20 protein-coding genes, 2 tRNA genes and 1 pseudogene are annotated in these 25,601 nt (G+C 46.5%); 14 read left to right on the forward strand and 9 right to left on the reverse strand.

Features of this window, described 5'->3' with window-relative positions; all coding sequences use genetic code 11:
- Positions 1-128: 128 nt before the first annotated feature.
- On the reverse strand, positions 129-2,006 hold the full coding sequence (locus tag H8876_RS08380) for a helix-turn-helix domain-containing protein (RefSeq protein WP_249287370.1): 1,878 nt from the start codon (positions 2,004-2,006) through the stop codon (positions 129-131).
- A 111-nt stretch (positions 2,007-2,117) separates the two neighbouring features.
- On the opposite strand from H8876_RS08380, the gene H8876_RS08385 reads away from it, so the two are divergent.
- From H8876_RS08385 to H8876_RS08410, 6 genes are all read left to right on the forward strand, one after another.
- Complete coding sequence (locus tag H8876_RS08385) at positions 2,118-2,990, forward strand: aldo/keto reductase (RefSeq protein ID WP_249287371.1); 873 nt, start codon at positions 2,118-2,120, stop codon at positions 2,988-2,990.
- 141 nt (positions 2,991-3,131) lie between these two features.
- Positions 3,132-4,634, forward strand: coding sequence for a UDP-N-acetylmuramoyl-L-alanyl-D-glutamate--2,6-diaminopimelate ligase (locus H8876_RS08390; RefSeq protein WP_249287372.1), 1,503 nt, complete (start codon positions 3,132-3,134; stop codon positions 4,632-4,634).
- 21 nt (positions 4,635-4,655) lie between these two features.
- Positions 4,656-6,896 (forward strand): ATP-binding cassette domain-containing protein, encoded by a 2,241-nt coding sequence (locus tag H8876_RS08395; RefSeq protein WP_249287373.1) that lies wholly within the window; start codon positions 4,656-4,658, stop codon positions 6,894-6,896.
- A 2-nt stretch (positions 6,897-6,898) separates the two neighbouring features.
- Positions 6,899-9,364, forward strand: a complete 2,466-nt coding sequence (locus tag H8876_RS08400) for an ABC transporter ATP-binding protein/permease (RefSeq protein ID WP_249287374.1) — start codon at positions 6,899-6,901, stop codon at positions 9,362-9,364.
- Positions 9,365-9,419: 55 nt separating this feature from the next.
- Positions 9,420-10,847, forward strand: a complete 1,428-nt coding sequence (locus H8876_RS08405) for an oligosaccharide flippase family protein (protein WP_177265068.1) — start codon at positions 9,420-9,422, stop codon at positions 10,845-10,847.
- A 42-nt stretch (positions 10,848-10,889) separates the two neighbouring features.
- Entirely contained in the window at positions 10,890-11,771 is an 882-nt protein-coding gene (locus H8876_RS08410; RefSeq protein WP_249287375.1) for a DUF368 domain-containing protein, read from the forward strand.
- Positions 11,772-11,882: 111 nt separating this feature from the next.
- Here H8876_RS08410 and H8876_RS08415 read toward each other — a convergent pair.
- Together H8876_RS08415 and H8876_RS08420 are read right to left on the reverse strand one after the other, a co-directional pair.
- Positions 11,883-11,957: transfer RNA gene (locus H8876_RS08415), tRNA-Glu, on the reverse strand.
- A gap of 128 nt (positions 11,958-12,085) precedes the next feature.
- Positions 12,086-12,640: a hypothetical protein gene (locus H8876_RS08420; RefSeq protein ID WP_249287376.1), complete on the reverse strand. Its 555-nt coding sequence runs from the start codon at positions 12,638-12,640 to the stop codon at positions 12,086-12,088.
- Positions 12,641-12,774: 134 nt separating this feature from the next.
- On the opposite strand from H8876_RS08420, the gene H8876_RS08425 reads away from it, so the two are divergent.
- The 6 genes and pseudogenes from H8876_RS08425 (at position 12,775) to H8876_RS08450 (ending at position 18,140) form a co-directional block, all read left to right on the forward strand.
- Positions 12,775-13,488, forward strand: a complete 714-nt coding sequence (locus H8876_RS08425) for a phosphopantothenoylcysteine decarboxylase domain-containing protein (protein ID WP_249287377.1) — start codon at positions 12,775-12,777, stop codon at positions 13,486-13,488.
- Positions 13,489-14,010 (forward strand): annotated as a pseudogene (coaBC, locus tag H8876_RS08430) (bifunctional phosphopantothenoylcysteine decarboxylase/phosphopantothenate--cysteine ligase CoaBC); the annotation flags it as partial.
- Positions 14,011-14,025: 15 nt separating this feature from the next.
- The gene (gene thrC, locus H8876_RS08435) at positions 14,026-15,504 is read left to right on the forward strand and encodes a threonine synthase (protein WP_249287378.1); all 1,479 of its coding nucleotides are present in this window, start codon (positions 14,026-14,028) and stop codon (positions 15,502-15,504) included.
- A 178-nt stretch (positions 15,505-15,682) separates the two neighbouring features.
- Positions 15,683-16,156: a methylglyoxal synthase gene (locus tag H8876_RS08440; RefSeq protein WP_249287379.1), complete on the forward strand. Its 474-nt coding sequence runs from the start codon at positions 15,683-15,685 to the stop codon at positions 16,154-16,156.
- A gap of 298 nt (positions 16,157-16,454) precedes the next feature.
- Positions 16,455-16,982 carry an ECF transporter S component gene (locus H8876_RS08445; RefSeq protein ID WP_249287380.1) on the forward strand — a complete coding sequence of 176 codons (528 nt, stop codon included), beginning with the start codon at positions 16,455-16,457 and terminating at the stop codon, positions 16,980-16,982.
- Positions 16,983-16,997: 15 nt separating this feature from the next.
- Positions 16,998-18,140 carry a pyridoxal-phosphate-dependent aminotransferase family protein gene (locus H8876_RS08450; RefSeq protein WP_249287381.1) on the forward strand — a complete coding sequence of 381 codons (1,143 nt, stop codon included), beginning with the start codon at positions 16,998-17,000 and terminating at the stop codon, positions 18,138-18,140.
- 603 nt (positions 18,141-18,743) lie between these two features.
- On the opposite strand, the gene H8876_RS08455 is transcribed toward H8876_RS08450, so the two are convergent.
- Positions 18,744-18,831: transfer RNA gene (locus tag H8876_RS08455), tRNA-Ser, on the reverse strand.
- Between the two features lie 303 nt (positions 18,832-19,134).
- On the opposite strand from H8876_RS08455, the gene H8876_RS08460 reads away from it, so the two are divergent.
- A complete protein-coding gene (locus H8876_RS08460; RefSeq protein WP_177264299.1) occupies positions 19,135-19,920 on the forward strand; it encodes a PHP-associated domain-containing protein in 786 nt (261 codons plus the stop codon).
- A gap of 119 nt (positions 19,921-20,039) precedes the next feature.
- Here H8876_RS08460 and H8876_RS08465 read toward each other — a convergent pair whose 3' ends face one another.
- Together H8876_RS08465 and H8876_RS08470 are read right to left on the reverse strand one after the other, a co-directional pair.
- Positions 20,040-20,435: a helix-turn-helix domain-containing protein gene (locus H8876_RS08465; protein ID WP_249287382.1), complete on the reverse strand. Its 396-nt coding sequence runs from the start codon at positions 20,433-20,435 to the stop codon at positions 20,040-20,042.
- Positions 20,425-20,835, reverse strand: a complete 411-nt coding sequence (locus tag H8876_RS08470; RefSeq protein WP_177264297.1) for a helix-turn-helix domain-containing protein — start codon at positions 20,833-20,835, stop codon at positions 20,425-20,427. The genes H8876_RS08465 and H8876_RS08470 overlap by 11 nt, the downstream gene beginning before the upstream one ends.
- 211 nt (positions 20,836-21,046) lie before the next feature.
- On the opposite strand from H8876_RS08470, the gene H8876_RS08475 reads away from it, so the two are divergent.
- Positions 21,047-21,421: a helix-turn-helix domain-containing protein gene (locus tag H8876_RS08475; RefSeq protein ID WP_177264296.1), complete on the forward strand. Its 375-nt coding sequence runs from the start codon at positions 21,047-21,049 to the stop codon at positions 21,419-21,421.
- A gap of 87 nt (positions 21,422-21,508) precedes the next feature.
- On the opposite strand, the gene H8876_RS08480 is transcribed toward H8876_RS08475, so the two are convergent.
- The 3 genes from H8876_RS08480 to H8876_RS08490 form a co-directional block, all read right to left on the reverse strand.
- Positions 21,509-22,723 (reverse strand): ammonium transporter, encoded by a 1,215-nt coding sequence (locus H8876_RS08480; RefSeq protein WP_249287383.1) that lies wholly within the window; start codon positions 22,721-22,723, stop codon positions 21,509-21,511.
- Positions 22,724-22,895: 172 nt separating this feature from the next.
- The gene (locus tag H8876_RS08485) at positions 22,896-23,540 is read right to left on the reverse strand and encodes a response regulator (protein ID WP_177265458.1); all 645 of its coding nucleotides are present in this window, start codon (positions 23,538-23,540) and stop codon (positions 22,896-22,898) included.
- A complete protein-coding gene (locus H8876_RS08490) occupies positions 23,524-25,398 on the reverse strand; it encodes a histidine kinase (RefSeq protein ID WP_249287384.1) in 1,875 nt (624 codons plus the stop codon). Before H8876_RS08490 ends, H8876_RS08485 begins: the two co-directional genes overlap by 17 nt.
- Positions 25,399-25,601 lie beyond the last annotated feature (203 nt).

Consider the following 25,601-nt stretch of genomic DNA (forward strand, 5'->3'; position numbering starts at 1 on the left):
TAACCATCAAAAAGCCGGGCAGCGAGAGGTCTTATGTGAGGAGACTCTTGCCGTCCGGCTGTTTTTTGATTTCGAAGTTTTTTCTGCAAAGCGCGCTGCGCCCGTGGTAGTTTAGGTGACGATGCGGGTTATACCGGCAGGCTCTCCACGACTGCCATCTGCAGTCCAGTACCGATGACGGAAAAATTCAGATGCAGAGTTTGGTCCACTTCTTCTGTAAAGACATCAGTCTTTGGTGCTGTATAATAATTAAGGTCAAAATCCATGGGAGAATCATACTCTTTCGGGAATCCGATGCGCTCCAGGAAATCAAATAGAGTATCAGAATGATCGAAGGAGTATTTTTTGATGGAAAATGTCCCGCTCAGACCGTACAGGCTGATGTTCAGCTCCAGTTCATCCCGGTAGCGTTCAATTGCTTCCTGCACTTCTCCCAGAGCAGCAGCCCCGGTGCAGATCCGGGAAGTACTGTCGTTGTAGTTGAGGACAGCGATCAGATAGCAGGGACGATCACCGGTGGTTCGTATTGCCACATAGTGAGGGTCGTAAGCTATAAGCTCTCCCTGGAATTTAGAGAGGATCAGGTGAGCGTAATAGGCAGGTTTGAACAGTCCTGATGCCGTCAGAAGTCCGCTGTCGCCTTTCAGGAGCACGGCGCTGTCACCTCCATCCATCAGTTTGACATGGCGCGGACGGGAAGAAAGAAATTCTGACTGAAATACGTACACCATATTGGCGATAGAGTCCAGTCCGTATACCGGTACAGACTGGAGCGGCGATTTTTCCCGTTCCACCAGTGTGATCCCCTTGGCAGTCAGCTGCTTGCGAAACGCCAGGATCTGATCTGCAGACAGGTGGGATTCCGTCTGTGAGGACGTCAGAATAACCTGATTACATCCCAGCTGCTCAAGAATGTTAGGAAGATCGCTGCTCAGCAGATCGCAGTTGAATTTCTGCAGATCTGTCTGCGTGATATCCACTATCAGCTCCCGCTTCAAATCAGCACGTGTTCGTTCGGTTGCAGAGATCCGCACGTACAGCTTTTGCTGGCGGACAGGATTCTCCGTGTGGCGGCTTTGCACCACAGAAAGCTGCTGCTGCACCATGGAGAGAACGGCATTGTTATTTACAGTGCCAAGCTTTTCCGGCCGCGTCGGACTTTTGCAGAAAGAAGCGTAGTGCTCACGGTGCTCCGCCGGCAGTCTGCCGAACCAGCGCAGAAAAAACTTTTCATAATAAGCTGTTGTCGAAAACCCGATGCGGCGTGCGATAGTATGGATTTTTTCGTCCGTTTGAAGGAGCATCATCTCGGAGAACTCTACTCTGGAAAAACTTAAAAATTCGCGGAAATTCAGGCCAAGGCAGTCTTTCATCATATGGGAAATGTAGTAAGTGCTTAGATGCTCGATCTCAGCGAGATCCTCCAGAGTGATCTTTTCCTCGTGATGCTCATAAATGTAGGGGATGATCCGACTCATCCGCTCGATCATGACCAGATTGTCGTAGGCAGGACTCACCACCAGACCTTCGTCAAAAGAAAACAGGTTGAAATTCTCATTGAGAAAATCGATCAGGTGGATGGATTCTTCGATACAATGCTGCTTGTAGTCGATCCCTCTAGTCATGTAGAGCGAAAGGAGCGTAAGGACTTTTTCCCGCAGCCTGTCGAAACGTGTATCGGTTTCCCGCAGAGCGAATGTACGGTAGGTACTTTTTGATAGCCGAGGGAAATACTGGGCAAAATAAGCTGTATTGAACTGAATCACGGCAATGGTGCTCTGGGAATCGTCGGTTTTCCAGAATCCGTGGACTTCACGTCCGTTATTGGCGAAGATGCTCCCCTTTGGCAGAGTGTAGGTGCAGCTGCCGCTTTTCAGAGTGATACTTCCCTGTAAAACGACGACAAGTTCCACGTCCAGATGGTAGTGGAGAGGCACTTCGTTCAATTCGGCAATCGTGATGGTAAGAGGAAAATCATGTGGGTAATAAATTTTTTCCGGCAGCATTTTCGACTCCTTTTTTCGGATCAACAACAATCGTTCACGGTAATGTGGTAAAATAAACAAGTTGATTATATTATATACTTGGACATAAGTGAATTGCAATGGAGGATACGGATGAAGCAAGTTTATCTGCCGGACGGTTCCAGTATGCCGCAGCTTGGGCAGGGAACCTGGCAAATGGGAGAAGATGATGATAAATATGAACGGGAGATCGCAGGACTGCGCCACGGCATAGAGCTGGGCATGACTCTGATCGACACGGCAGAAATGTATGCAGATGGCAAGGCGGAGAATATTGCCGGGAATGCTGCAAAGCCCTTTGCAAGAGAAAGCCTTTACATCTGTGACAAGGTCTATCCGAAAAACGCAGATCGTAAACACATCTACAGCAGTGTAGAGCGATCCTTGAAACTTCTGGGAACGGATTACATCGATCTGTATCTGCTTCACTGGAGAGAAGATGCAGATCTGGCAGAAGTGGCCTACTGTATGGAAGACCTGAAGGATCGCGGATGGATCAGAAGATGGGGCGTGTCCAACTTTGACGTGGATGATATGGAGGACCTGTGGAAGGTGCCGGATGGAAACAAGTGCACTGTCAACCAGGTGTTATATAATCTGGGGACACGCGGCATCGAATACGATCTGCTTGACTGGCAGAGGGAAAAAGGAGTGCCGTTTATGGCTTACAGTCCGGTGGGACAGGCAGGTGCATTGACGACCCAGGATGGGGTATCAAAATCTGTACTGATGAGCGATCCTCATGTAAAGGCGGTTGCAGACAGACACGGGATCTCTATCGTGCAGCTGCTGCTGGCTTTCGTGCTGCGTTACGATGATATGGTGGCGATCCCGAAGGCTGTGAGCTTTGATCACGTAGAAGAAAATGCACAGGCGGCGGATATTCATCTGACGGAAGAAGACTTGGAGGAACTTTCTGTTTCATTCCCGGCGCCGACGGAGAAGATCCCAATGGAAAAATATTAAAAAAAGCGGAAGAAGATGAGCAGACGACGCGCGAAAAGGTCTTTTAATACAGACAGCGGAATCGTTTAAGATTTATTTAAGTGCGTTGCCTTTTATCTTTTCGTAGGATATGATGAACAGGAATTGAAAAAGAGGAGAATTATGAAGACTTCGGATTTATGTGAGAAGATCGAGTACAGGCTGCTGCAGGGCAGCATGGATACAGAAGTTACAGATGTGATCTATGACTCCAGAAAAGTGACAGAAGGAACTATGTTCGTATGCATGGTGGGTGCTGTTACCGACGGACACAAGTACATCCCCGATGCGGTGGAGAAGGGTGCCGGGGTGATCGTGGCGGAACGGGAAGAGGCCTGCAAAGGCGTCCCGCCGGAGGTCGCGGTGATCTTAGTGGAGTCGGCGCGTCATGCGCTGGCATATCTGTCGGCAGCATACTTCGATTATCCTGCAAAGAAGCTGACGACCATTGGTCTGACGGGAACAAAAGGGAAAACCACAACGACATATATCATACAGGATGTTCTACGGCAGGCCGGGCGAAAGGCCGGGTTGATAGGAACTATCGCAACGGTCATCGGAGAGACTTCTATCCCTGCCAGGAATACGACGCCGGAATCCTATGAGATCCACAAGGCTATGGCAGCTATGGTGGATGCCGGATGCCAATACATGGTCATGGAGGTCTCTTCTCAGGGTCTGAAGTTTGACCGTACTGCCGGAATCGAGTTCGATTACGGTATTTTCACCAATCTGTCGGAAGATCATATCGGTCCGACGGAGCACCCGGATTTCGCGGATTATCTAGCGTGCAAACGCCGGCTGTTTCGTCAGTGCAGGATCGGCATCATCAATGCAGATGATCCGTATGCACAGCAGATCCTAGAGGGAAGCACCTGTGAAGTCAAGACTTTTTCGGCAGAAAAAAAAGCGGATCTTATGGCATCCGATATTCGTTTTCTAAATGAAGACGGCAGGCTGGGCATGCATTTTAAAGCAAGCGGTATGATGAACTGTGATGCGAAGATCCACATACCGGGACGTTTTTCTGTTTACAACGCTCTGGCGACCATGGTGGTGTGCCATGAGCTGGGAATTCCGGACGATGCCGTTCTGGCGGGCCTGGAGGATGTTCAGGTCAAAGGCAGAGTGGAAATGATCCCCATCTCGAAGAAGTTCAATGTGATCATTGATTATGCTCATAATGATGTCAGCACAAGAAGTGTTCTGAAGACGCTGCGGGAATACGATCCGGGGCGGATCGTAGCTGTATTCGGATGTGGAGGAAACAGGAGCAAAGTGCGTCGCTATGACATCGGAGAAGCGGCAGGCGAACTGGCGGATCTTTGTATTCTGACCAGTGATAATCCTCGATTTGAAAAAGTAGAAGACATAAACAACGATATTAAAGTGGGACTGGCGAAGCATGATGCTGCGTACATTGAGATCAACGACCGCAGAGAAGCCATCGCCTATGCCATTACCCATGCTCTGCCGGGTGATATGATCATCCTGCTGGGCAAGGGGCATGAAACGTATGTGGAGATTGAAGGAGTAAAACATCATTTCTCCGAGCATGAAGTGGTACGGGAAATCGCAGAAGATATCCGTGCCGGCCGGAGAAAAATGGAGCATATGACTCTATAGCAAACCTTAAGGAGGCGCGCAGTGATACAGTTAAAAAATGTTTCAAAATTTTATTACAGCAAAGGTATGATCGCCAGCGGTATATCCAAGGTCAATCTGACCCTGGACAAAGGAGAGTTCGTCGTGATCACCGGAGAGTCCGGCAGCGGCAAGACCACGCTGCTCAATGTCATTTCCGGGCTGGATTCCTATGAAGAAGGAGAAATGTACATCGACGGCAAGGAGACCAGCCATTACCTGGCTTCGGATTTTGAAGAATATCGAAAGCAGTATATCGGGAATATTTTTCAGCATTTTAATCTGGTAAACAGTTATACGGTGTATCAGAATGTAGAACTGATACTGCGCATCAATGGATACAGCAAAGCGGACAGGAAGAGACGCATTGCTGAAATTTTGCAGAGAGTAGGGCTTGCTGCTTATGCTAAGACCAAGGTGTCTAAATTGTCCGGAGGGCAAAAACAGAGGGTATCTATCGCCAGAGCACTGGCTAAGGATACGGATATTATCGTTGCGGATGAGCCGACGGGGAACCTGGACAGTGAGTCTGCAGCAGGGATCGTGGAACTTTTAAGTGCCATTTCCAGAGACAAGCTGGTCATTGTAGTCACTCACAATTTTGAGCAGTTTGAAGCATATGCGACCCGTAAGATCAAGATGCATGATGGTAAGGTGGTGGAGGATGAACGGATCGGTTCGCCGGTTCGTATCGCCGAGGAAAACCGCAGCCTTACCTTTGCAGGAGCTGAAAGAAAAGCAACAGGTAAAATCTCTGTGCCCAGTAAAATACGGCTGGGTCTTCGCAATACGTTCAACATCATTCCGAAATTCATTTTACTGCTGATCGTGTTTTTATTTGTCGTAGTGGCAGTCACCTCGGAATACACATCATTTCAGCACAGTAAAGAAGAAAATTCCAATCTGGGCTATAATTCCTATTTCCAAAATTTCAGTCCGGATCGTATCGTACTGAAAAAAAGTGATGGGTCTCAGTTTACGGAAGATGACATGAAGGCGATCCGGCAGATAGATAATGTCAAGAGTGTGGCAGCCTGTGACGTGCTGCTGGATTCTCTGGTGAATCTGGAGGAAGGCGATCTTTCCTATGAAGCGTTTCCAAGGCCGATCAATGAGTTTACAGGGAAACTGGTGGCAGGAAGGATGCCGGAAGCGGATAATGAAGTGATCCTGACCGGTGATAAAGAGGATTATTATTTCTCAGATGATATGATACAGGATATTCTGGACAAGGATTACAAGGTGTATGTAGGCGAGTCCAAGGAGCTGACGGTAAAGGTCGTAGGGGTAGCGTACAAGACGTACAATCAGAATTCCTACACGTATGGTGGCGACCTGTTTCTGAACAGTGCGCTTTTACAGGAAATGCTTGAAGATACGTACAGTACTAACAGTAAGGTGACGACCACCATCAACGGCAAGGCGCAGGAGGCGGCCGAGGGCAGTGCTATGTACCGGATCGTGCCGAGCGACAAGGTGGTTCAGGGAACAGCAGTTGGTTCAGAAGAACTGAACAATTTCTACGAAAAGGGCAAGGCTAAAGATCAGACCATATCTGTCTCCGTGAAAAATATTTACTATACGGAGTCGGTTTCCCTGAAAATCGCAGATGTGTATACGAAAAAAAACTTCGAAAAACTGACGGGCGTGAAGGATTATGAATCGAACAACGGATCGATTTATATAAACCCGGCGGACTACAGCACCCTGTTTGGCAAAGGTAATTATCAGGCGACGGTTTATGTAAAGGACCTTAAGGAACTTGAGGGGACGAAGGATGCACTGCAAACCATGGGCTTTACGACTCTCTCGCTGAAAGACGCCATGGTTAATTATGTGGATGATATAGTTTCTATCATCCAGGTGCCTATTGCTGTCCTTATCATTATTGCACTGTTCTTCATTGCTTATTTCGTTATTCGCCTTATTCTGCGCTCTCGCGTCAGCTATTTCAGTATTCTGCGGATGCTGGGGCTGGCACGGAAGAATATCAGAAGGATACTGGACGTGGAAATGTTTACGGTGATCAATATCGCATATATGATTTTCCTGGCAGTAGTGGTTCTTGTGAACATGGGAGTGATCCATGTGGAATATGTCAGGACGCTGGTGGAATATCTCCAGGTGACGGATTATGTGATCCTGTATGCGATCCTCATCGTAATGGGATATCTCATATCAGGGAAGTTTGCAAGGAGCCTGTTTAAGAAAACGGCGATGGGGTCGTTCCGGGAGGAGGAATAATCATGGTAAGATTAGAGCATGTCAATAAATACTTTAACCGCCGGAAAAAGAATGAGATCCATGTCATCAATGATACGACTCTGCAGATGGAGAACAAAGGACTGGTGGCGCTTCTTGGTCCCAGCGGATGCGGGAAAACCACGCTGTTAAATGTGATCGGCGGACTGGATAAGATCGGCAGCGGAAACATTTACATCAATGGGGAAAAGCTGAACGGCAGGCGTGCCGGGAAGATAGATCAGATCCGAAATCTCAATGTAGGATATATTTTCCAGAATTATAATCTTGTGGACAATATGACGGTCTTTGATAACGTTGCCATTGCATTGAAGATGGTCGGTGTCAAAGACAAGAAAGAGATCGAGGAGAAAGTTAATTACGTTCTGGACAAAGTGGGTATGTACCGGTATCGCAACCGGTATGCCGATATGCTCTCCGGAGGAGAAAGGCAGAGAGTCGGCATTGCCCGTGCGATCGTCAAGAATCCAGCCATTGTGATCGCGGATGAGCCGACGGGGAACCTGGACAGCAAGAATACGCTGGAAGTAATGAATATCATCAAGTCGATTTCTGAGGAAAAACTGGTGATACTGGTGACTCATGAGGAACAGCTGGCGGATTTCTATGCGTCCCGCATCATCCGGATCAGGGACGGCAAGGTGATCTCTGATGAGATCAACGAACATGCGGACAATCTGGATTATCGTATAGAAAACAAGATCTATCTTAAGGATATTCGGGATCACAAGCGGCTCAAGACGGATCACTATAATGTGGATTTTTATAACGAAAGCGGAGGGGATCTGGATCTTGACATCGTGATCCGAAATGGCAATATTTATATTAGAACCAACAAACCGGGTGATAGGATCGAAATCGTAAACGAAGATTCAAGCATAGAGTTTGTTGATGATCATTATCGGAAGCTGAGCCGGGAGGATTCGGCGGAAAACAGCTTTGATCCGCAGAAACTGGCGACTTTAGGGGTGCGGAAGTATCATTCGATACTGAATCCATGGACGACGATCAAAAGAGGCTTTAAGACAGTATTCAACTACAACATCCTGAAAAAGATACTTCTGCTGGGGTTTCTGATATCAGCGATCTTTATCACATACTCCATCAGCAACATTTTCGGAGTTTTGAATATAACGGATGATGAATTCGTGCAGCAGGACAAATCCTATCTGACGATCATCGGCAAGAAAATCGATGTAGATACGTATTTAAAATATGAAGCGGATGAAAACTATGAATATATTATGCCGGGAGATTCCTCCATCAGAATGAGCATGCCGTATGGGGGCTATTTGCAGACCAGTTCTGCCAGTGCCTCGCTGACCGGATCGCTGTCAGATTATAAGAAACTGAGCGTCAGTGACCTGGAATATGGGCGGATGCCGGAAAATGCCGGTGAAATAGTGGTGGATCGTATGGTGCTGAAATCCGTGATCAGTGATCAGGAAAGTAAAACCGCCGGTTTTGGCACGGTAGAGTCTTTTCTGGATCAGAAAGTAACGGTGCCGCAGATGCCGGAGATGAAGATCGTTGGCATTTCAAACCTGGGAAGCCCGTGCATTTATACGGATCAGAGTCTGTTCATCAATCTGATCTCCAATGCGCAGTCAGCAGATGACATACAGGACAGCGGGATGGCGATCGGCGATTCATCGGAAGGCTCCGGAGAATCATCCGGAAGCAGAACGATCCTGGACTATAATTTGAAAGCCTCTTCTGTCAGTGTTGCGAAGGGGAGCTGGCCGACAGGTGATTACGAGGTCATGGTCAATGAGAAAAACAAGGACGATATGGCTATCGGCAAAACCATCGATCAGAAGGTCAATGGAAAGAAGCTGAAAGTGGTCGGATATTATAAAGATGCGTCAGAGAGTGATTTTATGCTGGTAAACAGCAACACAGTGAAGTATAATGTGATACGGGAAAAGGCAAATATCACAGTATGCCCGAAGGATAAGGAGGCTGCACTGCAGCAGCTCAATGCGGAGAAGATCAATGTAAAGGATACCTACGGGCAGAGTGAGAAGGAATATAAGAAAGAAAAATGGTCTTCTATTTTTTCGACACTCATTCTGGCAGGTGTGATCCTGGCGATCTCCTTTATTGAGATTTTCCTGATCATACGAGCTTCCTTCCTGTCTCGTGTCAAGGAAGTAGGTGTATACAGGGCGATCGGTGTCAAGAAAAATGACATCTATAAGATGTTTATAGGAGAGATCCTTGCTATTACAACGATGGCAAGTCTTCCGGGATTCGCATTGATGGCATATATTCTCCACAGGATTTCGGCGATTTCTTATTTCAGCAAAATGTTCCTGATCAATCCGACGGTGCTGGTGCTCAGCCTGGTACTGATCTATGGATTCAACCTAGTATTTGGGTTGCTTCCGGTTTTCCGGACGATCCGTAAGACACCGGCTGCTATATTAAGCAGAACAGATGTGAATTAGCCTGCAGCTTTAAAGAAGAAGGAGAAAAATTTACAAAAAAAGAAAGGCTTAATAAATGGACAAATACAGAACTCTTGCAGCAAACACAGCGCTGATCAGTATCGGTACGTTTGCTTCAAAATTCCTTCTGTTTTTCATGGTGCGATTTTATACGGCGTATCTTTCGCCGTCTGATTACGGGACTGCAGACCTTATTACTCAGACGGCGAATCTGTTGATCCCGGTCGTTTCGTTCGGGATCACAGACGGCGTATTTCGCTTTGCTATGGACAGCCCATCCCTGCGCAAAAATGTTTTTAGCTCAGGGATTCTTGTGCTTTTTGCAGGAGGATGTTTTTTCGCTTTGCTTTCACTGGTTCTTTATCCTATGGGGAAACTGAACTATGAAGTCGTGCTGGTTCTGGTGTATGCTATATGCTCCTGCATCCATTCTCTGTGCGCACAGTTTACGCGAGGCAGAGGCAGGATGCAGATCTATGCGATCCAGGGTATTTTGAATACGGCATTTGTAGTAACGCTGAATATTCTGTTCCTGGCAGGATTTCATATGGGCATCATCGGATACGTTATTGCGATTTCCATCGCAGACCTTCTTTGCACTACTTTCCTGGTATTCAAGGAACGGTTGTGGGAATATGTGACCTGGAAGCCGGATCTGTCCATTTTAAAAAGCATGCTGAAATACAGTATTCCGATGATCCCGACAACGATCTTCTGGTGGGTAACCAGCGTTTCGGACCGGTATATGATCCGGGCATTTATCGACAGCGAGGCCAACGGCATGTACACTATCGCCTGTAAGATCCCTACCGTCATGGCACTTCTGGCAGGTATTTTTATGGAAGCCTGGCAGTTCTCAGCTGTTACAGAATCACAGGGCAAGACGGAAGAAAGAGATTACTTTTTCTCAAGGATCTGGGAACTCCTGCAGGCGGCGTTGTTTTTGTTCGGCAGCTTCCTGATCGCTTTCGCAAAGCCTGAGATCATGGTGCTGGCTGCAAAGGCGTACTATTCCGTATGGCAGTACGTACCAATACTTTGTGTATCAGCGGTATACTCTTCGTTTGTGACATTCCTGGGGACTATTTACATGGTGAAAAAGCGGAGTAATCTGTATTTCTGGACATCGCTTCTGGGAGCATCCACAAACATTGTACTGAATCTGATTTTGATACCGTCGCCTCTGGGGGTACATGGTGCGGCGATCGCTACCATGATCAGTTATATGGTGCTGTTCACCGTGCGTGCTATCAGTACGAACAAGCTGATCCCGATGCAGCTTCACACGGTGAAGCTGATTCTGGGAACGGTGATCCTGCTGATACAGTGTGCGTTTATCGTGCTGGATCTTCCGGGCTGGATCGTGATGCAGGCTGTTTGCCCGCTGCTTTTGTTTGCTATTTACGGAAAAGTCATGATGACTGGAGGAAAACGCGTGCTGAAGGAAGGAAAATCTTTAGTTCGAAGAAAGCTGGGAAAATAGTGTTATAAAAAGTATGAAGTTCGTAAGGGAAAGGAAACAACGATGATTTATACGATATTTGGTGGATTTTGTATGGCGCTTGCCGACAGTGTGCCTGGGGTATCCGGTGGCACGATCGCATTCATTCTTGGATTTTATGATAATTTTATTGGATCGCTGCATACCTTGTTTCATGGTAATCTGGCGGAGAAAAAAACTGCGATCATGTTTCTGTTGAAAATAGGCGCAGGATGGATCGTTGGATTCTTGATGGCGGTTTCCCTGCTGGCAGATCTGTTTACAACGGGAATTTATGAGATCAGTTCACTGTTTCTAGGATTTGTTATTGCGGCTATCCCACTGGTGATCTCCGAGGAAAAAGATGCGATCAAAGGCAAGTATTCCTGTCTTGTTTTTGCTGTTATAGGTGCGGCGGTCCTGGTGCTGCTGACGCGTATGAACTTTTCTTCTATGGTGTCGGATCTGGGGCTTTCCCCATTCACAGCGATTTATACGATCATAGCCGGTGCGCTGGCCATTTCTGCCATGGTGCTTCCGGGGATTTCGGGATCGACGCTGCTGATGAGCTTCGGATTATACGTTCCGGCACTGGCAACCATCAAACAGATGATGAGTGGAGATTTTCACAACGTATGGCTGATCCTGCTTCTTCTGGCTGGTGTTATAGTGGGAGTGTTCCTTTCGCTGGGAGGCATCAAGAAAATGCTGGAACAGCATCGCAGTGCAGCGATGTATGCGATCCTGGGGATGATGGTGGCTTCTCTTTATGCTATCGTCATGGGACCGATGACACTGGAAGATCCAAAGCCTGCCATGAGCGTGGAAACGTTCCATGTCATATGGTTTATTGCAGGCTGCGCAGCCGTACTGGGCATCAACCTGTTTAAGCACTGGATCGACAGGAAGGGAAGAAAAGCAGAATAAAAAATAAGGGGAGAAAGCAGGCAGTAAGCGATTCGTTTTTCTTTCGCCCCAAACCCAATTAGCTATAATAAAAAATAATCCTGAAAGCTAACGCTTTCAGGATTATTTTTTTGGTACTCCCTAGGGGAGTCGAACCCCTGATTCCGCCGTGAGAGGGCGACGTCTTGACCACTTGACCAAGAGAGCATATATTGTTTTGCTACGTGAAACAGTTATCATAAGATGACACAAAATACAAATAAAAATCTCCAGATAATGTATCGATTTCTGGAGATTTTGTACTTTTCAAGATGCTGCAGAAGTACTGCAGGGCATTATAGTTCTTTCAGACTCATGATGCTGCTTAGCAGTACGTCCTCATTTGCATCATAAGTTTTATCTACTGCCATGATCAGATAGGTATAATAGGAGGAATCACTCTCCATAAAAACAACGATCCCTTTCACCGTATTATCCCCGTCTTCAAGGGTGATGCTCTGGGCATCAGTTTTTGTAATGAAATCAGGAGTATCGATCTTGGTGTCCTTGAGTTTCATGCTGGAAAGAAGATCCTCCAAGGTGTTGATCATAGCGTACTGCTCATAGGAATCCAGATCGGTTGCGATGTATTGAGCTTCGTTTTTTGGCAGGCACTGGACCTGAATATTGATCGTATCTTTTTCATCGGAGAGATCCAGGACATCATCTGTTGCGTCCTTGTTCACTTTCCAGGATCCCTTGTCTTCTGCTGGAAGCTGGACGGAAAAAGTCTTTGCAGCATTAGAGTAAGTCTTTTCTTCGCCTGATACTTTTGTCGTGCCACAGGCGACAATGGATGATAGCAGTAAAATGCTCAGCGCTGCGAGCATGAAAACTCGAAATTTTTTCATAGATGTGACCTCCTTGTCTCAAGTATATCATATACGATAAAAAAGTGCATGAAAAGTTGACAGAATCAAGGGAAAAGGCTATAATTCAATCCATGAAATTATATTGCGAAAGCAGTGAAAAGGAATGAAAAACGATGAAAATAGTAATTACTGCAGGTGGCACCAGTGAAAAGATCGATGATGTGAGAACTATTACCAATTCTTCAACGGGACGACTGGGCTATGCTGTTGGAACGGCTTTTTTACAGCAGTACGCAGATGAGCTGGAAGCAGTATACTACCTCCATGGAACGCGGGCTCGACATCCGGAGCACGAGAAGGTGATCCCGGTAGAGATCGGAGGAGTTGCGGATCTGCAGAGAGAACTTGGCAGGATCCTGGCGGAGGAGAAGATCGATGCAGTCGTACATGCTATGGCTGTCAGCGATTACACAGTAAAAGAAGTGACGACGCTGGAAAAGCTCCGCGGAGAAGACCCGGAAGATGGTGGGGCAGATCCTTCAGGCAATAAGATCAGCTCTGATATCGAAGATCTGATCATTCATATGAAGAGATCCCCCAAGGTGATCGGGAACATCAAAAAATGGAGCCCGGATTCTCTGCTGGTAGGATTCAAACTGCTCAGTGGCGTTCCGCACGAAGAACTGATCGCAGTAGGCACACGGCTGATGGAAAAAAACGATTGTGATTTCGTCCTGGCCAACGACCTGCAGGAGATCGGCGCAGATTTTCATAAAGGATATTTGATCCATAAAGACGGATCTTGTGATACAATGGAAACGAATGAAGAAATTGCAGACCGGATCGCGCAGCGTGTTATGACTGCCTGCCGGGAAAGGAGCAAGTAGATGAATATTGTACTGGGCGTAACAGGAAGCATCGCTGCCTATAAGGCGGCAGATATCATCAGTCGTTTAAAAAAACTGGGGCATAATATCGATGTGATCCTGACGGAGAGCGGCAGTAAGATCATTACACCGCTGACGCTGCAGACTCTCAGCAAGAATAAAGTATATATGGATATGTTCGAGGAGATCACTCCGCAAGAAGTGAAACACATTTCTCTGGCAGAAAAGGCTGATCTGGTGCTGATCGCACCGGCAACAGCCAATATCATCGGCAAGATCGCTCATGGGATCGCAGATGATTTTCTCTCAACGGTGGTCATGGCGGCTGCAAACCAGGCGCCGATCTATATCGCACCGGCTATGAATACCAACATGTATGAAAATCCGATCGTACAGGAGAACATCGAGAAGCTGAAGAGTCTTGGCTACCAGTTTATAGAACCAAAGGAATCCATGCTGGCATGTGGCACACTGGGGAAAGGCGCCCTGGCGGATGTGGATGTGATCGTAGATATAGTGGAAGGGAGTATGAAGTAAATGATACAGTATCAGAGCACGAGAGGCAGTAAAAATATCAAGACGGCAGCGCAGGCTGTTATTCAGGGAATTGCTGAAGATAAGGGACTTTATGTGCCGGATCAGATCCCGGCGCTTCCAAAGAAAATAGAAGAACTGGTCGGCAGACCATATAAGGAAGTGGCATTTGAGATCATCGGCGCATTTTTTACAGATTATACGAAGGAAGAAATGAAGCGCTGCGTGGATGGAGCATATGACTCCAAGTTTGAGGAGGCAGAAATCGTTCCTGTGACCCATGCAGGCGGAGCGGATTTCCTGGAACTCTATCATGGCAAGACTGCTGCATTCAAGGATATGGCACTTTCCATTCTGCCATATCTGCTCACAACTGCTATGAAGAAGGAAAAAGAAGATAAAAAGATCTGTATCCTTACGGCAACTTCCGGAGATACCGGAAAAGCTGCCCTGGAAGGCTTTGCAGATGTGCCGGGAACAGAAATAATCGTATTCTTCCCGAACCAGGGCGTCAGTCAGGTACAGGAACGCCAGATGGTAACGCAGGAAGGTGACAATACTCATGTGTTTGCGATCGAAGGAAACTTCGACGATGCGCAGACCGGCGTAAAAAAGATTTTTAACGACAGAGACTTTGCAGAAAAATTATCTGCCATGGGATGCAAGCTTTCTTCTGCAAATTCCATCAACATCGGTCGTCTGGTGCCTCAGGTGGCATACTACGTATACGGCTATGCAAAGCTGGTAGAACGTGGTCAGATCAAGGCCGGCGATCCTGTTAATATCGTGGTGCCGACCGGAAACTTTGGAAATATCCTGGCGGCTTATTACGCCGGCAAGATGGGAATTCCGGTGAAGAAATTCATCTGTGCATCCAATAAGAACAAGGTCTTGACGGACTTCTTCAATACGGGTGTTTACGATATCAATAGAGAATTCTATCTGACTAATTCGCCATCTATGGATATTCTGATCTCCAGTAATCTGGAACGTCTGCTGTACCATCTGTCCGGCAATGATGGTGAGGAGATCAGTCGCCTGATGACTGCTCTGGAACAGGAGAAAAAGTATGAAGTCGGTGACAAGATCCGCGAAGGCCTGAAGGATTTCTATGGCGGTTTTGCGACGGTGGAAGATACCAATGAAACCATTGGAAAAATGTATCGCGAAAACGGATATCTCATCGATACCCACACAGCAGTAGCATATAAAGTATACGAGGATTATGTAGAGGAAACAGGCGATGAAACGCCTGCGATCATAGCATCTACGGCCAGTGCTTATAAATTTGCAGACAGCGTAGCACATTCTATCGGACTGGGTGAAGAAAGCGATGGCTTCGCATATGTACGGGCACTGGAGAAAGAGACTGGTGTAAGAGTGCCGAAGGCTCTGAAGGATCTGGACAAAAAAGAAATCCGTCATAAAGGTGTGATCGAGATCAGTCAAATGCCGGAAGCGGTAGAAGAAAGTGTAAAATAACACTGAAACGGATTTTGAAAGGGCGTGCGGAAAGGTAAAGTCTGCACGCTTCTTTGTTAAATATATGTAAAAAGAGTCTCGATTTTCTGGACTTGCACCGAATATTCGATATAATAAAGTTGTCAAAAGGAAAATGACCAAATCAAAAGAAAAATTTACAGAGAAAGGAGGAGCAGATATGACACAGGTAGTAATGAATAAGCAGAAGACGATCGCATTGATTGCTCATGACCATCAGAAGGAAGATCTGGTAGAGTGGTGTGTGAGAAATCAGGAAGAACTCAAGAAACATTTCTTATGCGGAACTGGAACAACATCGAAGATGATCGCAGAGGCAACAGGCCTTCCGGTAAAGCCGTACAAGAGTGGACCGCTTGGCGGTGATCAGCAGATCGGCGCAAGGATCGCAGAAGGTGAGATCGATATGATGATTTTTTTCTGGGACCCGCTGGAAGCACAGCCTCATGATCCGGACATCCGTGCGCTGCTGCGAATCGCAGTTGTTTACGATATTCCGGTAGCGACCAACCGGGCAACAGCAGATTTTATGATCTCGTCCTGCTATATGGATCGGGAATACAGTCACGAACTTCTGGACTTCCAGACAACTTTGGCAGAAGAAACCGAGAAAATTTTAAAATCCGAACGGTAAAACACCTACAGATCTACAGATTTGATTTTGATCCCCCTGCAGAACCTGACAGGGTGTTTTTTTATGCCGAATTACTGCAGAAAGTTCTACCATGAAATCTGTTTGTTCTTAAACTCATATATCACCCCATACAACGGATTCCTTAGAATACTCCATTCTTAAAGTACAGTTCAAAAGAAAATGTGTTTTGTGCCTCAACTGACCTCTATAAAAAAGAAAAAAGTATATCTTTTAAAAAGTATAATTATGGTGTAGTCTAATATTGAAGCTGGCTTAATAAAAAAACAGGAGAAAAACAATGACTACAAATACGAATACCATCGAAAAGAGCAGGACTTATTATCTTGTCATCAATGCACTTTTTATCGCACTGACGCTGGTTGCTACCTGGCTGATCAATATCAGACTTCCTTTCATGGGCAGCGGCGGACTGATCCATCTGGGCAATGTGCCTCTTTTCGTGGCGGCAATGCTGTTCGGCAGAAAGACAGGAGCTATCGCGGGAGCTTTCGGCATGGGGCTGTTCGACCTCATGAGCGGATGGACCGCATGGGCGCCGTTCACGTTTATTATCGTGGGCTGCATGGGCTACGTGGTAGGTCTTCTGGCAGAAAAGAAGCCGTTTAAACATATGATGGTGACGAACGTTATCTCCATCATTCTGGCTCTGATCATCAAGGTGGTAGGCTACTACTTTGCAGAAGTGATTCTCTACGGCAACTGGATCGCTCCGCTGGGATCTATACCGGGCAACGTGGTCCAGGTAGGATTTGCTGGCATTATCGTATTGCTTTTCATCCAGCAGCTTCGCAAAATCGTAAAATAAGAGGAGAGGGCAGATATGTACAAAATCATGACAGCAGGGCCGGTACAGGTAAGAGAAAACGTACTGGCGGCGCGGAGTATCCCGTGCACTAATCCGGATCAGGATGTGGAATTTTATGAGTTCTATAAGGAAACTTGCGACTTGTTTTCTGAGGCGCTGCACACGGAAAGCCGAGCGATCATCATGGGAGGCGAAGGCATTCTGGGACTGGAAGCAGCATGTGCTTCTTTGACAGAACCTGGTGATAGAGTTCTGGTGATCGACAATGGAATTTTTGGCAAGGGCTTTGCAGATTTCGTCAAGATCTACGGTGGTGAACCGGTGCTTTATACGACGGATTACAAGAATCCGGTAGATCCTGCTGGTCTGGAAGCATATCTGGAAAAAGACAGTGACTTCCGTTATGCGACATTAGTTCACTGCGACACCCCAAGCGGCGTCATCAACGACATTCCAGCGCTTACTAATATACTGGATAAGTTTGGTATCTTAAGCGTGGTGGATTCCGTAGCGGGCATGTTCGGGCAGCCTCTGGATTGTGCAAAGAGCAAGATTGACATTCTCTGCGGAGGTTCTCAGAAAGCTCTTTCGGCACCTCCGGGGCTGACAATGGTCTGGGTCAGCCAGAGAGCATTCGACTTTATGGAGCATCGTAAAACGCCGATCGCATCTTTTTATGCCAATATCATGACATTCAAGGATTACTACGAAAACAAGTGGTTCCCATATACCATGCCGATCAGTGACATCACTGGTTTGCGTCAGGCTCTGGATAATTTCATGGCGGATGACAGTGTTTACGATCGTCATGCGAAGATCGCAGCGGCAACACGTTATGCACTGGTCAAGGGTGGTCTGTCGCTATACCTGGAATCAGGATATTCCAATACAGTAACTGTTCTGGAAGTTCCGGAAGGTATCACTGACAAGGAGATCCTGGAAGGTATGATGCAGGACTATAATATCATGATTTCCGGTTGCTTCGACGTGCTGGCAGGCAAAGTGATCCGCATCGGTCACATGGGTGAAAACGCCAATGCAGAAGATGTAGCAGCTACACTGGCAGCTTTGCAGGGCACCCTGGAAAAACACGGCATCAAAGTGGCGTGCGACCTGGCGAAAGAGTTTAAAAACACATATGAAAACGGAGCTGCATAACAGATCACTTCGTAGTGATAAAAACAATTTGGTTCAATATACTGAAATAAGATAAGGCAGATGATGATCCCGGGATCATGACAGACAGTTCATGATTATGGTGATCATCATTTGTTTTTCTGTTAGGGAACAGGACTCTGTTTTTGTCAAGTGCGGTTGTGACTTTCCTTATGAATTCCCAGATCGAAAATTATCTGATCTAATTGGGAATCAATCTCTCGATTCAGATGTTTGTTCGCGTCATGAATTCCCGGATTTGATTTTTTCGAAGCCATATGGGAAGCTCAATGCTGGAAATGCTTCAAGATCCATGGGCAGCACTCGTCATGATTCCTCAAAAGATATAAAAACTGTTTATCTGGGAACTGTTTTTCTCTGCGCTGTAAATATCTCGTGAAACAGTTCCCAGCCTGCTGTTTTATTTTGAAAAATGGGAATTCATGAACGAAGGTACAGCTCATAAGCAGTAAAAAATCCAAATCAAGGCTGTTTTTTTCGTAATCTGGGAATTCATGATTTCCCGGATGCCTCATCATTAAGAACAACCACTTTTTGCCCATAAAATTTCAATAAAAAAGAGACCTGAAACAGGTCTCTGAATTCTGGCGGAGGACATGGGACTCGAACCCACGGGGCTGTTACACCTTACTCGCTTTCCAGGCGAGCTCCTTAGCCACTCGGTCAATCCTCCGAATTTCTATTGGTACCTTTCGCAAGGCACCTCTATAATATAGCAAAAAAACGTGACAGATGCAAGCGTAATCTTTAAGAATTTTGCATATTGAAAGAACTATTTTTTGCGGAATCCATACAAAACTTAATAGAGGTGGGCTCTGGCGGCATATTTTATCCAGGATAGATATTTTTTTTACATAATTTTAAGATTTTTTCACAGTTTCAACATTGTTTTTTTTAAAAAAAAGGAATACTATTATATTGTGAAAGTTTGAAATAGGAAACTTTTATATACTATACAATGATAGAGGCGATAGATTTGAAATTTGATTTACATTGTCATACCAAGGAAGGATCCATTGATTCCAAGGTTTCTGTAGCAGAATTTGCAGATCGTTTTATGGAACTGGGGTACGATGGATTTATGATCTCGGATCATAACAGCTATAAGGGCTGCAAGGCATGGGATGCCATAAAGAACGATCCGAAATACCGAAATTTTACCGTTATTCGCGGTATAGAATATGATACAAAAGACGCAGGACATATACTGGTGATCCTGCCGGATGGCATCTATCCCAGAGTACTGCGGATACGCGGACTGAAATGCAGCACGCTGATCAAGCTGGTACATTCTCTGGGAGGGATCCTGGGACCGGCTCATCCATTTGGAGTGGCGACATCCAGTGCTATGGGATTCAAGAAAATGAAGATGAGCTACATCAAGCACTTTGATTTCATAGAGACCTTCAATACCTGCGAATTTGTTAATTCCAACCGTCTGGCGAAAGATCTGGCAGATCGGTTTGATATGCCGTCATTTGCAGGGTCGGACGCACATGTCCCGGAATATATCGGAATGGCATGCACGGAGATCAATGCACAGATCCACTGCAATAACGATCTTATTGCAGCAGTAAAATTTGGCGCAGATATCAAAGCGTTTGGAACTGAAAGAGAGATCACGAAAAAAGCCAAGCGTAAGGAACACTGGATCGGACGTGTCGGCTATCAGATCTATAATCGTGGGATCGGGAAGATGGTATACCCATATCGTTCTTATCACCACAGAAAACTGGGCACCGTTTTTCACATCCATATGTAGGAGACCGTGGACACACGGCAGCAAAATCGTCAGCATTATAATTATAACAAAAAAGCAAAGCAGCACTCGGATAAAACAAAAGTGCTGCTTTTTCTGTATAGAAGGTATGCTGGTACACACTACAGCTTATGATCACAGCTGTGGTACAGTGAAATAACAAGAAGCTCCTCCCTTTTCAGAATATCGATCTGCTCCATGATCCGGCTTTTGTCAAACGGAGAAAGTGACTCGTAGAGGGGCAGCACATCCTGAAGAAGACTTTCATTTTTCTGATAGTGGATCTGCAGCATGATCAGCTCTTCCATAGATGCATAGACCAGATCCGACAACGAAACATGGTAGAGAGCAGAAAGCTTTTGGAGGGTATCAAGATCCGGCGTGCGAAGTCCTGATTCATAGGAGGCATATGTGCTGCGTGACAGATGGAGGCTTGCAGATGTCTGTTCCTGACTGCTGCCGGAAAAGATTCTCAGAGCTTTCATATTAGTGATCAGTGTATGGAAGTCATTTTTCATTTGTATTCCCTCCTTTCGCGGCAGTAGAGATCTGAAAGAGCTCCTCTGTGATACGGAGCTGGTTTTTAGAAGAGAGGGCGAGAAATTTTTTCTGAAATTCACGGCTTTCTATAGAATGGATCTTTTTTTGCAGAAGATCTGTTGCTTCGACAGACAGATCAAATGAAATCATATACTCGAAGCTGATGTGATATAACAGGGATAATGCATAAAGCTGCGGGAATGTGGCTTCTTTTGTCCCGCTTTCCAGACAGGAATACTGCGAACGCGAAATGTCGATCTTTTTGCAGACTTCTTCCTGGCTCATAGTGTGAGCGATACGTAGAAACCGCAGATTTTTAGCAATCCGATGCTGAGCATCAAGATTCGCATCGGGGTTTACAGCGTCATAATGATACATGGGTTGCTCCTTTCTTTGTCTCATAATGAAAAAAGGTTCTTTCTTTAATAGAATGTATTTGTAGAAAAATGTTGCATTTTTTACGAAAGTTTTTTTATTTTTTTGCAAAATCCCTTAAAAGTGTATGTATAATACGCTGATAGTTAGACGACTTTTGAAGGGGAAACGTGTAAACTATAAGGAGTAGCCGCGAGAATGAGGAGGAATATGTATGGCAGAGTTTAAAGAATTGAACAAGTCAGCTATTGGAGCACGAATCCGAAAGCGGCGTGAACTCCTGGGGCTTTCCAGAGAGGAACTGGCAGAACAGCTGGGTGTTACGGCGAAATTTATTGGCGATATCGAATATGGAGAAAAAGGTGTTTCCATGAAAAATCTGTACCGGCTGAAACAGATCTTAGGAGTTGGTGCTGACTTTCTTTTAGAAGGTGCGGAAGACGGGATCTCAGAAGAAAAGGAGATCAAGATCCTGCAGGAAAATATCATGGGCTCCTTGAGCGTGTGTTCTGCAAGGCAGCTTGGCGTCATGGAACAGATCGCACGACTGTATGTGGAAGGTATCGTCCTGGATGAACCGCTGGAATAAGACCGAAAATAAAATACACTGTGCCGATGGCAGAAAGATCTGAACCATGCAGCGCAGTGTATTTTTTATGTTAGATGTATTGATAGGCTATAAATGATATGCTTCTTCGTGATGCAAGGATGCATCCAGTCCAATTCGTTCTTCTTCCGGTGTAACACGTACCGGCAGGAATTTGTTGACTACCTTCAGAATCAGCATCGTGATCACAAATGCGTAAGCAGAAGCCAGCAGTGTTCCGAAAATCTGTATTCCGAACTGATGTACATCTCCTTCGATCAAACCGCTGATCCCGTTGACGTCTTTTGAAGCGAATACGCCCAACAGGATCGTTCCGATGATACCGCCAACACCATGAACGCCCCAAACATCAAGAGCGTCATCCCAGTCGAGCTTTTTGCGTAACTGCACGGCGGCGTAGCAGATGATACCTGCCAGAACACCGATGATGATCGCAGCCCATGGCTTTACAAATCCAGCCCCAGGTGTGATCGTGGCAAGACCGGCAACAGCACCAGTCAGAACTCCAACGAAGCTTGGACTCTTTTCACGGATCCAGGAGATGATCAGCCAGGTAACCATAGCAGCCGATGCGCCCAGGTCGGTATTGATGAATGCAGTCGCAGCCAGGGAATTTGCACCTAAAGCTCCGCCGGCGTTGAAACCGAACCAGCCGAACCAAAGCAGAGCCGTTCCCAGAGCAACGTGTGTTACATTATGCGGCTCCATTTCCACTTTGCTGACAACAGTACGTTTTCCAACGAAGAAAACGGAAGCCAGAGCAGCCAGACCAGCACTTGCGTGAACAACGATCCCGCCTGCGAAGTCAACGACTCCCATCTGCTGCAGGAAACCGCCGCCCCATACCCAGTGTGCCAGAGGGATGTAGATCAGCAGACTCCATAAAACCAGGAATACCAGATAGCTTTTAAAGTTTACTCTGTCTGCGAAAGCACCTGTGATAAGAGCAGGTGTCAGGATCGCAAACATTTGCTGATAACTAAAGAAGGACATAAATGGGATCGTGCTTCCGTAATCCGGATTGGCTTCCATGCCGACTCCGTGAAGGAACATGTATTTCAATCCTCCGACCAACCCGTGTACATCCGGACCAAATGTCAGCGAGAATCCGATGATAAACCAGAGAATCGTTACGACACCCATTGAAATAAAACTCTGCATCATGATGGTCAGTACGTTTTTTCTGGAAACCAGACCGCCATAGAAGAATGCCAGTCCCGGAGTCATAATGAAAACAAGCGCTGCACAAATCATCATAAACGCAGTATCGCCAGTGTTAATCATGAGAAATCACCTCTCTTTTCAAATCTGTTTTTGATTGTTTACAGTATAAAAGAAAGGTCAAAAAAAGAAAATACAGGGAAACCCTGATACCTTATGGGGAAATCCCTGATTTTTTGTCGAGACCGCTGCCGGAAGCATAGCGTCGAAGTTTCTGCAAAGCTTTTGCAGGGCGTTATGGTTCGATGATGTGGTTCCTTACTGCAAAGAGCACCAGCTCGGTGATGTTCTTGAAGTTGTGCTTTCGCATGATGTTGGCGCGATGTGTTTCTACAGTTTTTACGGAGATGGCGAGCATATCAGCGATCTCCCGGTTGCTGTAGCCTTCGGCCAGCAGTTTTAAAATCTCATGCTCCCGCCCGGAAAGTTCGCCAGGTTCTTTTTCTGTAGACAGAAAGCCTGACAGCATCATCGGCGTCAAAGCGTTGGAAACGTAGATCTCATCGTTCATAACGGTGCGGATCGCAGTAGCCAGTTCTTCAAAGGCATTTTCTTTTAGGATGTAGCCGCGGCATCCGCTGTGGAATGCTTTGGAGAGCATTTCTTCGCTTTTATGCATGGTCAGAAAGATGATGCGGATGTCAGGAAACGCCTTTACGATCGCTTTTGCAGTATCAAATCCATTTCGTTTCGGCATGGAAATATCCATCAGCAGCACATCCGGCTGCTCTTCGATAAAACGGCTTTCCAGTTCCAGCCCGTTTTCAGCCTGTCCGATGACGGTGAAGTCATCTTCCTGAGAAAGGAGCAATTCCAATGATTCTCGAAGGATCTTGTGGTCATCTGCGAGAAAAATTTTGATATTATTGGTTTCTTCCATGATGTGGCACCTCCATGATGATTTCCGTTCCTTTTCCTTCCATGCTGTAGAGATGGAAGGTTCCACCCAGCATTTTGACACGGTCGTTCATTGACGGGATACCGACGCCAAGCTGTTCAGATTCAGGGTTAAAGCCAATGCCGTCATCTTTGATGCGGATGGTGTAGAATCCGATCCGCTGACTGCTTTGACCGGTGACTACGGCTTCTTTTGCCTGGGCGTGTTTGACTACGTTGGTAAGGGATTCCTGCACCAGTCGGTAGAGATTCAGCTCTACGGTTTCATCGAAATCCGGCAGAGGATCTATCAGGTTCAGGCGGCAGGTAAAATCGTCGATCTGATCCAGGTTTTCAGTCATGGCAGACAGCCCGGCTTTCAAACCGCCTTTTTCAAGTGCTTCCGGTTTCAGGTTGTTCAGGACATTGCGCATTTCTTTCAGAGAAAGATCGGCAAGATCAGCTGCTTTTTCTGCAGTTTTCTGTAACGATGGATTCTCGCTTTTTTTCGCCTGCATTTTCCCCATGCCGAGAATCACTTTCAAGGCGGAGAGACTCTGCCCTACACCATCGTGGAGATCCTTGGCCAGTCTCTTTTTTTCCTGCTCTTCGGTAACGGCCAGAAGCCGGGTCTGCTTGCGGAGGAGATCATTTTTTTCTTGTATCTCCTGTTCGTAAGATGATGTTTCGATGTAGTTCTGCCAGGAGTAGATATCGCTGAATTCTACGATGTTGAGTCCTTTTTCTTCTTCTTCTTTTGTGACGCGAAGACCTGTCGTGTGTTTCATCAACAGGAACACGATAAAGGATATGCCGAAGGATGCGGAGAAGCAGATGCATGCTCCGATAATCTGTACTCCGAACTGTTCCAGCCGGCTGTCGGTCGGAAGTGCAGAAACCGGGATACAGAAGGGCAGTGCAAGGATCCCGGTCAGCCCGCCGATCAGATGCACCGGGATCACATTGACTACATCATCAATGTGGAGTTTTTCCAGAAGCACCGATGTGAGATCCGCCAGGATCCCGGCGATAAATCCCACGATCATAGCGGCCCAGAAACTGCAGTAGGCAGACAAAGCGGTTATGGAGACCAGTCCGCTGAGAACTCCGTTGAACAGCGAAATCAGATATCCGCCATTGCGTTTCAGAAGCAGGTTGCTGCAAAGTGCTCCCAGAGTCCCGTAAGCTGCTCCCATACAGGTGTTTAAAAATACTTTTGACAGTGCAGGATCTCCAGGGCGGATGCAGCCTCCGTTGAATCCGAACCAGCCAAACCACAGGATGAATACCCCTAAAACGGCCAGAGGAATATTGGATTTACCGGTGTGCTGCCTGCTGCGGCTTCCCACGGCCAGCAGTCCGGCCAGTGCGACAAAACCGGCAGTCATATGTACTACGCTGGCTCCGGCAAAGTCGAGGAATCCCAGCTTTTCCAGCCAGGAGGCGTTTCCGCTGAGATGACTGCCCCAGGCCAATCTGCCAAAGAGAGGATAGATCAGGGCGGCGCTGACGGCACCGGCGACAAGCAGCGGCGCCAGTTTTGTGCGCTCAGAGAGAGCCCCTGCGAATATAGTGACAGAAACTGCCGCGAACATGATCTGCAGGAATACAAATGCAGTTTCTGCAGAAGAATCGGCTGAAAAAATGGTTGCCCCGAACATCATCGGGAACCCCACCAGGGAAAACAGTACGATCGAGATAGTCAGATTGAAGATGTTCTCGATGGCCACGGAAATCACATTTTTACTTTGTACAAGACCGGCTTCGTAGCAGGTGAATCCGGCCTGCATAAAAAAAACGAAGCAGGCACAGACCAGCATCCATAGAGTATCGGTCGCTGTGAATGACGCAAGGGTGTTCATATTGGGCTCCTTTTCTTTGATATTTCTATTTTACACCAAAATCTGCCGGGAAAGAAGAGGTTTTGGCTGATGAATTCTTGACAGCGGCTTATGACAGGTAGTATAGTTGAATGGACTGAAGATTTGCCGGAAATCCAGGTAAATTCACTGTATAAATTTGATTTAGACACAGGAGGTAATAAGATGGCTTGTTTCTGTCTCTT

It is taken from the genome of Lentihominibacter faecis (assembly GCF_014306095.1).
Lineage (GTDB): Bacteria > Bacillota > Clostridia > Peptostreptococcales > Anaerovoracaceae > Lentihominibacter > Lentihominibacter faecis.